Genomic DNA, 13,714 nt, shown 5'->3' on the forward strand with positions numbered 1-13,714 from the left:
CAATAACGTGTGTTGTGTTGGCAAGGCTGAAATGCCTTGTGGCGTGGTCATCTCGGGATGCCTGCCTCGGAAATGAAACATAATATACATTATCGGCCCCAGTGGTGCCCTCTCACGCCTGGACATTTGGGATGGATTATCGAGGGCCGTTAGTTTGCTACGCCAGGTTGGGTGATGCCAGGTTCGATTTTGCCAGGGTGTCACCATGTGGGTTTACTGAGGCCGCCCCAGCCCATAGCTTAAACGCATCTGCTTCAGCGTTTCGATTCATAGCTCTCAAAAGATTGACGTAGTTTGCATAAAGCGTTTGAACCACAGGATTTGTTCTACCTAGTTCTCTGGTGCGGATGCGAATTGCCTGCAGATAGTATTTCTCGGCAAAGAGAAGCTTTTTCTGAGCATGGTAAAGCATGGCTAGATTATTAGCTGCCATACCGACGTCGCGATGATCGGGACCTTTCAGTTTTTCGTAAATGGTGAGTACTTCAACGCAAATTGGTTCAGCTTGCTCGTATCTTTTCATGTTGTAGTAAATGCCGGCAAGGTTGTTCAGACAAGAAGCGACCTTTGTATTCTCACCGCCCCAGACGTTTACGACCACATCAAAAGCTCGTTTGCAGAACAATTCGGCTTGCTCATAGCGCCCGAGTGAATAGTAGAGGCTGGCAAGATTATCCAGAGTGAGAGCGAGACGCTCATCATCATTTTGAAAGTCTTTGCATTCGATTAGGGCCGCGAGCCACATCGCCTCGGCCTGGCTGTAATTGCCGTTCTTCGCGGCCAGTTCAGCGCTCTTTTTGTAATGCCACCAATCGCGAGTTCCGAATGTCAGTTGCAAGGTCGTCTCACCGGCCTGTTGTGGTGGTCGTACTGTCTTGAACTGACCAGAATCTCTCGGGTCAACATCACGTACTAATTGTCCAAAGCTCTGTTTGAATTCGATGGAATCTGTCACCGCGGTGCAAAGATTGGGGGTATATGCATTAACCATCAGGCATGCTCCGTAGTAAAAGAAAATTGGGGGCGTGGGCTAGATTAGCAATCTATAATTTATTTGTGGCAAAAACGTGGCGGAATTCAAAGTAAGCCCCGGAAAAAATCCTGTGCGCCAATGAGTTCCAGCCGCATCCTGGATGAGAAGCAAGTTTCCACTCGGTAGTGGCGAAATCAGATTAAGCTTTGGCGGTAGGTGCTCCTAGTCGCATAGAACTGTCGACAATACGACAAGTAGTACATTCGTGTATTTATAAATAACCAAAGTCGACATGTGTACAAGATCACTTGTTTACAAGACAAACAGTCAATCAATTGTCTGTTTAAATCTTCGATTAATCAAAAAGTTAAACAGTTGAATGTTCAGCCCGTTGTCCTGAGTACGATGGACCTTCCGGTTAACTGGAACTTGCCCGACAAATGCGGACCCTTCCGCATGCCAAACTTCATATCAGAGTCCTTTTGGCAGGACAAGTCTAGGGCGTCGATTCTGATGGTCTCGATGCGTTAGCGTCCGTCGCGCCCTCTTCTGCGGGCTTCTCGTCATTGGCAACGACGGTTATGATGACCGCATCTTTGTCGTCGATGTTGTTGGCAAATGGGTCAAAACTCAGTTGCGGTGCCAGGTCATCGAGATTCAGTGATTTCAAAAGCGCTTCCGCTGTGTCAATGGAAGTTGCTGCGGACGAAACTTCTGGCTGCTTCGATTGTGTCGCCGCCAGTTCTTTCAATTGCTTTGTGAGCGGCTCCAGGACTAAGTTTGGCATGCTGAACTGATGGACACTTCCGTTCGATGAAAGTATTGATAGTCTGCCACCACTCATGGTGCTATGCGATTCGACCTCAGAAACCTGATCTAATTCGATGCTGACACGAGTACTTCCAAACCAGGTAGAGAATGCCTCAGGTACAAAGACAAGTCGGCGAGAAGTGAGCACGAATCGTCCTGGCTTATCCTTATAAAAGGTGAGAAAAAAGGATTTGATCACAGACTCGCCTGGCTGCGGTTTAAAGCGCGAACCTGAGAAAACAACGGTAAAGAGAATGCCGAAAACAACGAATATTGCGGCCCAGGTCGTCAGGAATAGCTTGAGGAACTCACTCGATGATTTTTGCAAACGTAGACCATTTGCAATAGAACCTTCACGCATGGCACCGCGCCAATCTCCAGTCTGAGACAACGCGTAACCGAGTCGCCCATGATTAGCAGGGTTGTTCGGAGCAATGGCTACAGCGTTCTTGTATGCCTCAACTTCTCCCTTGATGTCTCCCAGCTTTCCTAAAGCGGCACCCAGACCAAGATAGGCGTTTGGATTACTCTTGTTGATTTCAATTGCCCGCTTGTACATCGAAACTGCCTGAGGATAGTCCTTCTTGCGACCAAGTGCAGCGCCAAGGTTCATATAAGTGTTGAAATCATCGGGATCCAATGCAAGTGCCTTATTGAAGGCACTGATAGCAAGGTCATAATCTTCCAGGCTGGCAAGTGACAGACCTAAAATTGAATAAGCCGAGCTGTTTGACGGATTGGACGCAATCGCCAGTTTCTCTTCTTCAATAGCTGCTCTGAAACGCTGCTGCAGACCAAAAATCCATCCGATATTGCAATGTGCTTCGTCGTTATTTGGATCTAGATTCAGCGCTTTACGCTCTTCCTCAAGGGCGGCTGCAAGGTTTCCTCCCATCGAGAGAGCGTGACCTAATCGCTGATGGGCAGAGGGGTTTTGCGGATCTGATTTGACTGCTTCGGTGTAGGTTTCGATCGCTTTCGAAGTTTGATCCGCTTGAAGTAAATCATCACCGCGTTCTATTAGCTGGCTAACTGCTGAATTGGCATGCTTCGCTTCCGGAGCTCCGGGCTTGGTTCCTGGCCCTTGTTCGGACCCGGGAGAATCGTGCAAGTTCGGCGAATTTGCCGAGTTCGTTTGACTCCATGCGGGTGCACCACATGACACTAATGCCATGAGAGAGACTGATAAGGCTGGATGAAACAATTTCATTTAGTAAGTAAATGGTGGCGTAGCCAGTATCTAAAGCTAGAGTAGCTTAAGCGGGGCGACTACGCAACAAGGCGTCACTGATTGTCAGGTATTGCTCAGGTGTGCTTGTGTTCACCTGCTAAACTAGTTGAATCAAATTGGCGACATGTATGGCACCACTAGACGGAATCAAGGTAATCGACTTTACTCATCTTTTGCCGGGAGAGTTGTGTTCAACCGCCCTGAGTGACCTTGGTTGCGCTGTTCTTCGCATTGAGCCCTTGACCGCAACCCTTGGGCAAATGTTGCCACCTATCATCGACGGTCACAGTCTGTACTTTTGGAGTCTACATCGAAACAAACAGCGCATTTCGGTGGACTTGAAAAAGGCAGACGGCGTCAAAATCGCAAGGCGCGTGATAAAGGATGCTGACGTTCTGATTGAGAATTTTCGCCCCGGTGTTATGGACAGACTCGGGCTTGGCTACGAGGCGATGAGCGCGCTCAATCCAGGTCTCATTTATTGCTCAATATCTGGATACGGTCAGTCTGGCTCCTGGAGCGAGAAGCCTGGGCACGATCTGAATTTGATTGCCGAATCAGGCGTACTGGCAATGAATGCAAGAGACGGTGAAAAACCGATACTGCCTTCGGTGCTCGTTTCTGACTATACTTCCGCCATGTACGCTGCAATCCGCATAGCAAGCCAGCTCTATGAGAGACAGCGCACAAATGCGGGTATTCACATTGATGTCAGTATGTTCGAGTCCGCTCTCTCAACGATGGGCATTATGGGCACAGCTTTGCTGTATGAAGAACTTCATCCGGAAGTTGGACACTATGAGTATCCCAGAGAACTGCCTAACTATACCGTTTACGAATGCAGCGACCAGAGATACCTGGCGGTAGCGGCGCTGGAAGCACCATTCTGGAAGACCTTTTGCGAGAAGGCCGGCATTCCTGAATTAGCGGACAAAGTGGTCAAAAGTGTTGATCAGGAAATCTCTAACAAGATTGCTGCTGTAATTCGTCAAAAGCCGCTTAGTGATTGGATTTCAATATTTGAAAATACGAACTGTTGTGTATCTCCGGTAAGCACGATCGAGGAGGCACTGCGGCACCCGCCTGTACAAGAGCATGGTGTTGTTCACCACATGTCTCACCCCATATTGGGAGACGTTCCACAGGTCTCATCACCGTTGTCCGAATCAATGGCAGCCAGCACTGCCTACGATGACAGAGCTGAGCAGAGCGCCAGTGTCTTGAGCGAACTCGGCTACTCGATTGAGCAAATCAGTCAACTCAAGCTGGAAAAGGTCATTCTCTAATCTCCGCGATAGGTCACTAGTTGACCTTCCTGGCGCTTGCGGCCCAATACTTTTCGCGCAAGCCTTTTTTGAAGATTTTCCCACTGCCGGTTTTCGGCAACTCTTTCTCGAATTCCACCGTGCGTGGTGCCTTGAAGCGACCCAGTCTTTCATGGACAAATTCGATCAATTCAGACTCACTGGCTGTTTGCCCCTCTTTGAGAACGACGATGGCTTTCACCGACTCTCCCCATTTCTCGTCGGGAACACCGAGGACAGCACACTCCAGTACAGCACTATGTTCATAAAGTGCGTACTCTACTTCTGTGGAGTAGACATTCTCACCGCCAGTAATGATCATGTCTTTCTTTCTGTCGCAGATATTGATGTAGCCTTCGCTGTCTACCACGGCCATGTCGCCTGTATGAATCCAGCCATCGATCAGGGTCTGGGCTGTGGTGTCTGGTTGTTTCCAGTATCCTGAAAATACAACAGGACCGCGGGCGATAATCTCACCAACTTCTGTGTTGTCTTTTTTCACCTCCACTCCGTCTTCGTTCACGACCTTTACTTCAACTGCAATAAAAGGTCTGCCGGTTTTGCTTTTTAGCTCTAACAATTTTTCTTCCGGCAAGGAGCGAAGATGCGCTTTGGGAGCACTTATTGTAAGGAAAGGGCTGGTTTCGGTCATCCCATAAAACTGCATATAATCGCAACTGAATTCCTGAACTATTCCCTTCACCTGCTCAGGTGCAATAGGCGAGCCTGCAGTCAGGATTAAGCGGAGTTTCGGAAATTTATAGTGTTTCAGTTTCGGGCTGTGCATTAACGCATTCACCATGGTCGGTACCATGGCTGTAAGTGTGACTTCTTCATCGGCAAGAGTTTTTAGAACCTCCTCGGCTTTGAAATACGGCGCAAACGTGTGTTTACCACCAGCCCAGGTGACTGCCCAGATCGACCAGGCATCCGCCAGGTGAAACATTGGGCCGATGTGCATCCAGGTATCTTCGTCGGTTAGACTCAATTCCGTTACTGCACCAAGTGCATTTAAGCAAACGTTTTTGTGGGAGAGCATCACTCCCTTGGCTTTGCCGGTTGTGCCGCTCGTGTAGTAGAGTTGGGCCAGATCTTCCAGGCCTACGTCTGCCACCGGCATTGGCTTCTTCAAATGCTGTTTCAGAGCAGTCTCATAGTCGATTGTCTTATGACTGAAATTTTGCCAATCCCTAGCACCGAATGTGATGACCTGCTCGACTGCGGGCGCATCGGGTAGACTCTTGCCTGCACATTCCTTGAAATCAGCGTGGAGGAATAGAGCGCGGGCTTCGGAGTCGTTGAGAATAATTGCTACTTCGTGCGGGGAGAGGCGAAAATTGATCGGGTTTAGAATCACACCGGTGATCGCGCAAGCATAGTAGATTTCCATGAGCTCGTGCCCGTTGGGGCAGAGCACGGCTACGACAGAACCCTTTTCGTAACCAGACTCGATTAAGAAATTTGCTAGAGCAGAGACGCGCTGCGCGAACTGTTCGTAAGTAAAACGTTTATCGCCATCGACAATTGCTTCTTTTTGAGGCCACAGGGTAATTGCTTTATTCAATGTCAGGTATAGGTTCATTTTCTACTGCCGTTAATGACTGCGAGGGACCTTATGTAGGCGCGCTCAAGTATCCTTATGACTCCGCTTATATCCTACTAGACAGAGGGCTGAAAAGGTCGCAGATGAAGCGTCTTTAGCTTATTGCCCGAGTGGACAGAAAGGAAAGAGCGCATCCTGCGACGCGCTCTTGCTGAATTTCATCACTGCAAATGCAGATGATTACATGTTTTCGATGATGTGACTTGCGAATTCGCTTGTTTTCACTTTCTTCGCGCCTTCCATCAATCTTTCCAAATCGTAGGTCACCGTCTTCTTCTGAATCGATGTGGCAATGCCCTTCTCGATCAGTCTGGCAGCTTCGGTCCAGCCCATGAAGTCAAACATCATTACGCCGGAGAGAATTACCGAGCCAGGGTTGATCACGTCTTTGTCAGCGTACTTGGGAGCAGTACCGTGAGTCGCTTCGAAGATAGCGCAGTTGTCGCCGATATTGGCGCCAGGAGCGATTCCCAGTCCGCCTACTTGTGCTGCACAAGCATCAGACAGATAGTCGCCGTTCAAGTTGGTAGTGGCGAGCACTGAGTATTCGTCAGGTCTTGTCAATACTTGTTGGAACATCGAGTCGGCAATGCGATCGTTGATCAAGATTTTGCCGGCAGGTGTTTTGCCGTCATGGTCGGCCCAGAGTTTTTCTTCGCTAATCGTTTGAGCAGCGAACTCTTCTTCAGCCAACATGTATCCCCAGTCTCTGAAAGCGCCTTCAGTGAATTTCTGAATGTTGCCTTTGTGCACCAGCGTGACCGACTTCAAATTGTGACGGATGGCATGTTCGATCGCTCTGCGAACCAATCTCTGCGAACCAAATTTCGAAATCGGTTTGATACCGATACCTGAATCGGGGCGGATTGTATTCTTGCCGAATGATTCGATCAATTCGATCAGTTTTTTGGCTTCAGGTGAGCCTGCAACGTATTCGATACCGGAGTAAACGTCTTCTGTGTTCTCGCGGTAGATAACAACGTTCAATTTTTCAGGGTGCTTAACTGGTGTAGGCACGCCTTCGAAGTAGCGGACTGGGCGAACGCAGCAGTAGAGGTCGAAAATCTGTCTCAAAGCTACGTTCAAGCTGCGGATACCACCGCCAATGGGTGTCGTCAAAGGTCCTTTGATGCCAACACCAAATTCTTTCAAAGCTTCGATAGTATCGTTTGGCAACCATTCTTTAGTTTCGTTGTTGGCTTTCTCGCCGGCCAGAACTTCAAACCAGGCAATCTTCTTCTCATCACCATATGCTTTCTGAACAGCAGCGTCGAACACGCGCTGTGAAGCCTTCCAGATGTCTCTGCCAGTGCCGTCGCCTTCGATGAAAGGAATGATCGGCTTGTTAGGTACAACTGGCTTGCCATCTTTGAATGTGATCTTTTCCCCTTGAGGAACTTTCAAGCCGTTATACGTTTTGTCAATTACTTGTCCCATGTGTTTTCACCTTTTTAGATCGGGTCGCCCCACCCAAATTTATCTAAAGACGAGGAGTCAGACGATGATTCCTCCGTCACGCTAGCCATTAAGATTAACAGTTCAGGGGGCAGTCTTAGCAAATGATCAGCTTTTACTAATAACGGTGGGGAGCAAGCGCCTGTGCGGCAATGCAAAGGGGAGAGAGACGTCTAAATGGTGAAAACGCAGAATTTGAGCCGGGAAACGCTGGAGCGCAGATACCGCTTGCCTGTTCGAATGGACCCGGTCGTGCTCACACACTCGGCTGTGAGGCTGACTCCTCTGGATGTCAGTCGAGACTGCGACGTTCTCTATGAAGTGTCGAACGGGTCGGCCATAACTAACGAGCTTGGCGCTTTTGCTGCGTACGACGCCGATCAGCTAATCTGGGTCTACATGAACTCTGGTCCATTTGCTGATAGGCAGAGCTTTGTTCAGTACCTTAAGGCACTTGAGTCTGCTCCAAACGGGCTTGCAATGAGTGTGTTCGACAACAAGACAGGCTTGCCGGTAGGCATAGCCACGTTCATGAATAATGTGCCGGAACATCTCAAGATCGAGCTGGGAAGCATCTGGTACAGTCCACTCGTGCAGGGCAAAGGTTACAACTTGATTGCCACCTACTTGATGCTTAAACACGCTTTTGATCTTGGTTACCGTCGAGTTGAGTGGAAGTGTAACGCCTTAAATGAGCGTTCACGAAAGGCGGCGTTGCGCATGGGGTTTATTTTTGAAGGTGTGCAAGAATCACACTTCATTGTCAAAGATCAAAATCGAGACACAGCCTGGTTCCGCATGCTCGACAGGGAGTGGCCTGAAAAACGATTGTTACTGGAGAACTTAATTGCCAGCCTGTCTCAATGATACCATCTGTAGTACCAGAATTACCAGGTCTCGATTGGCTGGACAATCGTCGTCAGTTGCACTAACATTTTTACCCATTGCCACAGTGAGGGTCATATGCCAAACATCATCGAAATAGCCAAAACCGGAAGAGCAGGGTGTCGCACTTGCAAGCAGCCGATTGGCAAAGGTGAGCTGCGATTTGGCGAAGAAGTACCGAACGCATTTTCGGCTGGAGATATGACGTACAACTGGCACCATCTGGCATGCGCAGCCAAGAAAAAACCGTCTGCGCTCAAGCAGGCTCTTGATGATACAGATCAGGAAGTGCCTGACAAAGAAGAGTTGTTAAAGGCGATCGAAGCTAATGCCAAGAATGAAAAGCCTACCGTGCTTCCTTACGCGGAATACGCACCAACAGCGCGTGCGGCTTGCATCGGTTGTACTGAAAAGATAGAGAAAGGTCACCTGCGCGTGGCGATCGAGAGCGAAGACGACGGCTCACCGTTTCCTCGTAGTGGACCGCGGTACCTGCATGTGGCTTGCGTTGCTGAACACGCCGGTGATGACCCGGATGAGTTTTTCAACAGAGTCAAAGCAAACAGCAAGAATGTCGAGACAAAAGACATGCAAGAGCTGGAATCAGCTCTGCAAGCCTAGATCACCAACAGTCCTCAGCTAATAAGCCAGGAGCACTCAGCTAGCAGCTAGAGGCTCAATCGACTCGTTCAGCTCTAGCCTTATCTTCTGCAATCTGTACTTGAGCGAACTCTGAGTTTTTCTTGACGTTGGCCAGGCGCTTTTCCAGTTTCTTGACTGTGATACCATCGCGAATCGGTCGCGGCAACGGAATACCGATATCGCAGTAGGAAGAGAGCTCCAGATAGGTAGATTTTTTGTTTGGTCCAGGATTGAGAACCCAACTACCTTCCAGCGCCTTGAAACGATCAGACTTGACCATTTCGTAGTCGATTCGCTTGAGAGGCACTTCGGTAGTATGCATCGTGCTCACCGCCGTGCCAATAATTGGCAGGTGGTGCAGTTTTTGTTCGGAGACCACATCATTGACGCCTTTACTGATTATCTTGCGATAGACCAGGTCTTGATCTGCATTTTGCTCATTATGAATCGATTGCCAGACGATATCTGGTGTTGCCTGAATAAGCATCTGAGCTTTCACCCAACGGTGACCGTTTGGTTGTTTCTCGGTCCACCATTTGAACTCAGTAGGAGTTTCAGCAGCAAACGTTGCTGACGCGCTCAGAAGTGTCAGCGCAAGGAGCAGAAATGAAAACGTGTGACGTTTTCGGTTTCCGCATATCAGGCTTTTCTTGTAAGGCATCATGAACAAATTTCATCCCTCATCGACTGCTGTCGGGAAGAAGTAATCTCGAAGCGCTTACGTCCGATTGGACTGCTTCACTAGTCTATCTCTTGACGGCACGGAAGTGGATTGCCAGCAGATAAACATCCGCTAAGTATCGGATATCGTTTAGCTGTTGAAGCGATATCTAATCTGTTGTCGCAGGAGCGAACCAGTATCAACTCCAAGATTTTTATGCCCATTTTGGTCAGAACTTTTCGGGCTGTTTTTTGCGTTATTTGAGTGTTTCGGCTCTCCCCGCCGTGGCTGAAGTAAACAGGCACCATATATGGTGGATTCTGTTTCCAGGCACGCTGCCTGTTGCGGTGGAACTTGCCTACTCGCCCGGTTTTTTAACTTTCGACCAGAGTTTACCGAGCCAGCCAGAATTTTGTTGCAAGACCGGATCGACAGTATCCGCTGGTGGCGTATACGCCACCTCCTTTAGTGCCGAAGGAAAGTCGACGCCGGTTTTCTGGCAGTAATGAAGAACGGCTACAGCGTGACTATTGGTGAGAATATCGTCGTCTACAAATCCCTGTGCCTGCACCGCAGCTTGCAGTAGTTTTTTATCGATTACGCCGGTTGAAAGCATTACCTCGCCAAGGCTCACATTGAGTTGGCGGCTGACACCTTCTGCTTTTGCCATCTCTTGCGGTGTCAGGCAACCTGCTTGCTGCAAAATTTCGATGACTGAGTTTGCCCGCGCAATTTCGTCTTCTTTGCTGCTTCTCTCAGAAAGAATGGTTTCGATTGGGCAGTTGCGTGCGTTGGCAGCGCGCAGAATGTCAGCTGCCTGGGCTCCTGTCAGATTACCTTTGGCGACCATATCCTGCAGTTTCAGACTTTCCTTGAGCATGGTCTCTGAGATCATGCCGTTTTGCACGAGTATCTGCCCGACGGGCTGCTGCTGAACCAGTCCCATCTCAATTGCTGAAATTTTGTCGCCTTCTGTGACCAGACCAGCAGACATGAGCAAGTCACCGACCCGGATATTGGCCTGCGACGGCTTGTAGGCACCTACTTCCTGTAGCGAGACTTCTATCGTCTGGTGTTTACGAGCAGCAGCACGCATGCCGCTGACCGCCTGCTCTTTGGTGATCTTTCCATCGCGGAGAAGCACCTGGGCTGTCAATGCGGAGGCGAGCAGGGTAGATGGAAGGGCCCGAGCCAGGACAAGGCATCGCCCCAGAGGCAGATTGTTTTCCTGGCTTTGAGTCATCGCTTCTTCGAGATTCTCTCTCGTCACCGCGCCTGCCTCGAGAAGCAGTTCGCCAAGCTCGCTGCCGGGCATAGATTCACGCTGGGGCGCTTTCCATCCCAGTCTCGTGAACGCCTCTTCCAGAGGGATACAACCCTTGATGGCCACGTTCAGAGCGCGTATGCCAAACTCGGCTGAGATAACCCCTTCACGCAGCAAAGATTGTATTTCGATAGCTGTCTGTAAATCGCGTTCGGTCAACTCTCCGATGCCCATAAGCACCCGCCCGAGGGGAGTCGCCGACTTCTTAGCGACCTGAAGCGCTTCGAGTAAGACCTCGGGTTTGATTACGTTTGCTGCTACCAGCAATTCGCCGATACGCTTTGGTCCGGCCCGTCGTTCCCTTGCAATCTCCAAACTCTTAAAACCCTTTGTAGTGCCAACCACTGCCAACAACAATCGAACGCCAACTATGCGCCCTGCGGCTCTGAGCAACGTTTCGCTGACTATTAGTCTATCAGGGTGGGTGATTTCGGACTAGCAATAGCGAAGCGGCAATCGAGCTACTTCCATCTTATGCCCCGAAAAAAAGAAAACAGAAAGATATTGGCCCCAAATTTGGGCCAATATCTCTCAAGAGCCAAACTAATTTCCCTAGGTCAAGACTTGTTAGTAGTTGTCGTCGTAAGGAACAACAAAGCCTTTGCCCTGGAAGATCATGCTGTGGCTGCCGCTGTGTGGGCTTGGGTAGCCTACGAAACCATGGTGGATGCCATAAGCAGCACCATGGAGAGCGCCATAAGCGCCACCGGCAGCGAATCCAACCGGTCCGCCGGTCAATCCGCCAGCGATCAACTCGTACACGCCATCTTCGTTACCGAGGTTGCGTGCAACCATTTTCGTTCCACCGATTGAGCCTTTGATAGCGTCCTGGAACATAGCTGTCGGGATATCCCAAGCTGTTGTGACTGCCATCGAAACTAAACGGCAAGGAAAATATTCAATTTCATACCAGACGCGTGCTGATTCAGGACGCTCTGGATACGCAAAACTTGGAACTGACAAACCGACAGTTAAGCCGACAGCAGCAAGCAGCGTGGAGAGTACTTTCTTCATTTTTAACTCCAATCTTCCTAGTTTTTAAAAGCCAGCCTTATTTCTCTTCCATGGTGATGTAGGACCAGCGGCTGAATGGTTTTTCCCAGCCGAGCTTCCAACCATGTTTAGCGCCCTTGACACCGCTTTCAGCGCCACCAAGCACCATGCCTACTCCGCCACCGAGTGGGAAGGCTGCAATCTGCTGGGAAACACCCTTTTCGTCGCCGAATTTGCCGGCTACGTGGTGCATACCGCGGTGTGAACCGTGATAACCACCTTCGATAGGACCACTTACTAATCCGCTAACAGCAGCGCCACTCAAGGCACCTGCGGTTCTAAAAGGCGCCATCAGCACCCAATGTATTGGTTTGGCTTCGTAGTCGAGGGCAAAGGCTGGAGCCGCTGCACCGACCAACATCATTGCTGAGCAAACAATACGACCTAGAGATTTCATCTTCATTTACCACCGTCTTTCCAGTTAAATACGGCCCGAGGGTTTGGCTCGACCTCGGGCCGTCAGTTTTCTACTTTTCTTCAGTAACGATGTACGATTCGGTGCTGAATGGTTTTTCCCATCCAGTATTAGCGCCATGGTAGAGACCATGAACGGCACCGTATGGAACACCAAAGACCATTCCGATAGGAATGCCCATCACTGCTCCAACAATGTTCTGTTTCCAGCCATTTTCATCGCCGAAAGCAGAGGCAAGTCCATGCCAGCAATGCTTAGGACCAGAATAGACGCCACCGATGATAGCGCCTTGTGGCGTATCAATGATGACGGCTGTGGTCGCGCCGAGCAAGCTTGCGCCTGAGCTGAGCGGACCATCTGCAAATGAGGGTGCGGCTGTTCCGATCGAAACAACTGCAGCACTCAACAACATCAACATTTTGTTTTTCATTTGATATTCACCTGACAAGGAGGATGGTTCGGTGAACCACCCTCTTAATCCTCACAACAACTTAGTACTTAGAGTTCATTAGTTGACTATTCATCTTTGAAAGTGAATGTGTCCTTGCTGAACGGTTTTGAATAACCTTCTTTGGCACCATGTACGGCACCATCAAACATACCGTAAGCACCGCCGCCGACAAAACCAAATGGTCCGCCGAGTACTTGACCGAAGAACTGGCATCCGCCGTTATCTTCGTTGCCAAGCTTACCAGCCGTAGCTTTCGAGGCTTTTATGTAGCCTTTAACACTGTCTTTGAAAGCACCCAAAGGTACTCCAGCAGCCATACCAACTCCAGTCCCGACTACACGCACTGGGAAAACCACAATGCTTTTGAAAGTGTCATCGTCAGCGAACGAAGGTGCTACCAACGAGCCGACTAGAGCCGAGGCTAGAATGAAAGAGGACGCTAACTTCTTAAGCATGCAAATCTCCATCTCTTAGCAATCACTACCACCAATCCTGGACCAACTCGGCCACAAGACATGCACCATTGTACCCATTTTCTTGTGAAGGTCCATCTTTGTGGCTGTTGAAATTTATAGTAGGTATGCGAAGACGTACTACAGCGCCTTTTCTTGCGCGTTTTTTATCCTTGTAAAATGTTTGTTTGAATTCGTCATCACTTTGCAAGTCGTATATGCGCTGATACGTCGCTCGCTAATACATAAAGCCGGTCGCCAAGCGCTTCTTGCCGAATTTCCTGGCACCACAGGTGATTCCAAGAGATGATCTGGTGGTAGATCGAAGAGTCCGAAGCGTGGTGTTGGCGAAGCGGCAGATAATCTACTTGCAAAGAGATGAGGTCCGGTGCTTGGAAACACCGCCGATGATACCAAGAGTATTTGACTGCAAATCTCTTGCGATTGTTCCCGGC

13 protein-coding genes are annotated in these 13,714 nt (G+C 49.5%); 3 read left to right on the forward strand and 10 right to left on the reverse strand.

Translation table 11 applies throughout. From position 1 onward, the window contains the following. Nucleotides 1-157 precede the first annotated feature (157 nt). Together EKK48_20885 and EKK48_20890 are read right to left on the reverse strand one after the other, a co-directional pair. Complete coding sequence (locus tag EKK48_20885) at nucleotides 158-991, reverse strand: tetratricopeptide repeat protein (protein ID RTL38368.1); 834 nt, start codon at nucleotides 989-991, stop codon at nucleotides 158-160. A 478-nt stretch (nucleotides 992-1,469) separates the two neighbouring features. Beyond that, nucleotides 1,470-2,993, reverse strand: coding sequence for a tetratricopeptide repeat protein (locus EKK48_20890; GenBank protein RTL38369.1), 1,524 nt, complete (start codon nucleotides 2,991-2,993; stop codon nucleotides 1,470-1,472). Between the two features lie 149 nt (nucleotides 2,994-3,142). On the opposite strand from EKK48_20890, the gene EKK48_20895 reads away from it, so the two are divergent. After that, nucleotides 3,143-4,300, forward strand: a complete 1,158-nt coding sequence (locus EKK48_20895) for a CoA transferase (GenBank protein RTL38370.1) — start codon at nucleotides 3,143-3,145, stop codon at nucleotides 4,298-4,300. Between the two features lie 16 nt (nucleotides 4,301-4,316). Here EKK48_20895 and EKK48_20900 read toward each other — a convergent pair whose 3' ends face one another. Both EKK48_20900 and icd read right to left on the reverse strand, forming a co-directional pair. Beyond that, entirely contained in the window at nucleotides 4,317-5,900 is a 1,584-nt protein-coding gene (locus tag EKK48_20900) for a long-chain-fatty-acid--CoA ligase (protein RTL38371.1), read from the reverse strand. Nucleotides 5,901-6,101: 201 nt separating this feature from the next. Beyond that, complete coding sequence (icd, locus tag EKK48_20905) at nucleotides 6,102-7,358, reverse strand: isocitrate dehydrogenase (NADP(+)) (GenBank protein ID RTL38372.1); 1,257 nt, start codon at nucleotides 7,356-7,358, stop codon at nucleotides 6,102-6,104. Nucleotides 7,359-7,553: 195 nt separating this feature from the next. Here icd and EKK48_20910 point away from each other — a divergent pair, with 195 nt between their 5' ends. Beyond that, nucleotides 7,554-8,243, forward strand: a complete 690-nt coding sequence (locus tag EKK48_20910) for an N-acetyltransferase (protein ID RTL38373.1) — start codon at nucleotides 7,554-7,556, stop codon at nucleotides 8,241-8,243. 96 nt (nucleotides 8,244-8,339) lie between these two features. After that, on the forward strand, nucleotides 8,340-8,882 hold the full coding sequence (locus EKK48_20915) for a hypothetical protein (GenBank protein RTL38374.1): 543 nt from the start codon (nucleotides 8,340-8,342) through the stop codon (nucleotides 8,880-8,882). A 55-nt stretch (nucleotides 8,883-8,937) separates the two neighbouring features. Here the strand turns inward: EKK48_20915 and EKK48_20920 are convergent, their stop codons facing one another. The 6 genes from EKK48_20920 to EKK48_20945 form a co-directional block, all read right to left on the reverse strand. After that, nucleotides 8,938-9,567: a hypothetical protein gene (locus EKK48_20920; GenBank protein RTL38375.1), complete on the reverse strand. Its 630-nt coding sequence runs from the start codon at nucleotides 9,565-9,567 to the stop codon at nucleotides 8,938-8,940. A 355-nt stretch (nucleotides 9,568-9,922) separates the two neighbouring features. Then, a complete protein-coding gene (locus tag EKK48_20925; protein ID RTL38376.1) occupies nucleotides 9,923-11,203 on the reverse strand; it encodes a hypothetical protein in 1,281 nt (426 codons plus the stop codon). A gap of 252 nt (nucleotides 11,204-11,455) precedes the next feature. Then, nucleotides 11,456-11,902 carry a hypothetical protein gene (locus tag EKK48_20930; protein ID RTL38377.1) on the reverse strand — a complete coding sequence of 149 codons (447 nt, stop codon included), beginning with the start codon at nucleotides 11,900-11,902 and terminating at the stop codon, nucleotides 11,456-11,458. Nucleotides 11,903-11,939: 37 nt separating this feature from the next. After that, a complete protein-coding gene (locus EKK48_20935; GenBank protein ID RTL38378.1) occupies nucleotides 11,940-12,344 on the reverse strand; it encodes a hypothetical protein in 405 nt (134 codons plus the stop codon). A gap of 64 nt (nucleotides 12,345-12,408) precedes the next feature. Then, on the reverse strand, nucleotides 12,409-12,786 hold the full coding sequence (locus tag EKK48_20940) for a hypothetical protein (GenBank protein ID RTL38379.1): 378 nt from the start codon (nucleotides 12,784-12,786) through the stop codon (nucleotides 12,409-12,411). A gap of 86 nt (nucleotides 12,787-12,872) precedes the next feature. Then, the gene (locus tag EKK48_20945) at nucleotides 12,873-13,262 is read right to left on the reverse strand and encodes a hypothetical protein (GenBank protein RTL38380.1); all 390 of its coding nucleotides are present in this window, start codon (nucleotides 13,260-13,262) and stop codon (nucleotides 12,873-12,875) included. Nucleotides 13,263-13,714: the final 452 nt, after the last annotated feature.

It is taken from the genome of Candidatus Melainabacteria bacterium (assembly GCA_003963305.1).
Lineage (GTDB): Bacteria > Cyanobacteriota > Vampirovibrionia > Obscuribacterales > Obscuribacteraceae > PALSA-1081.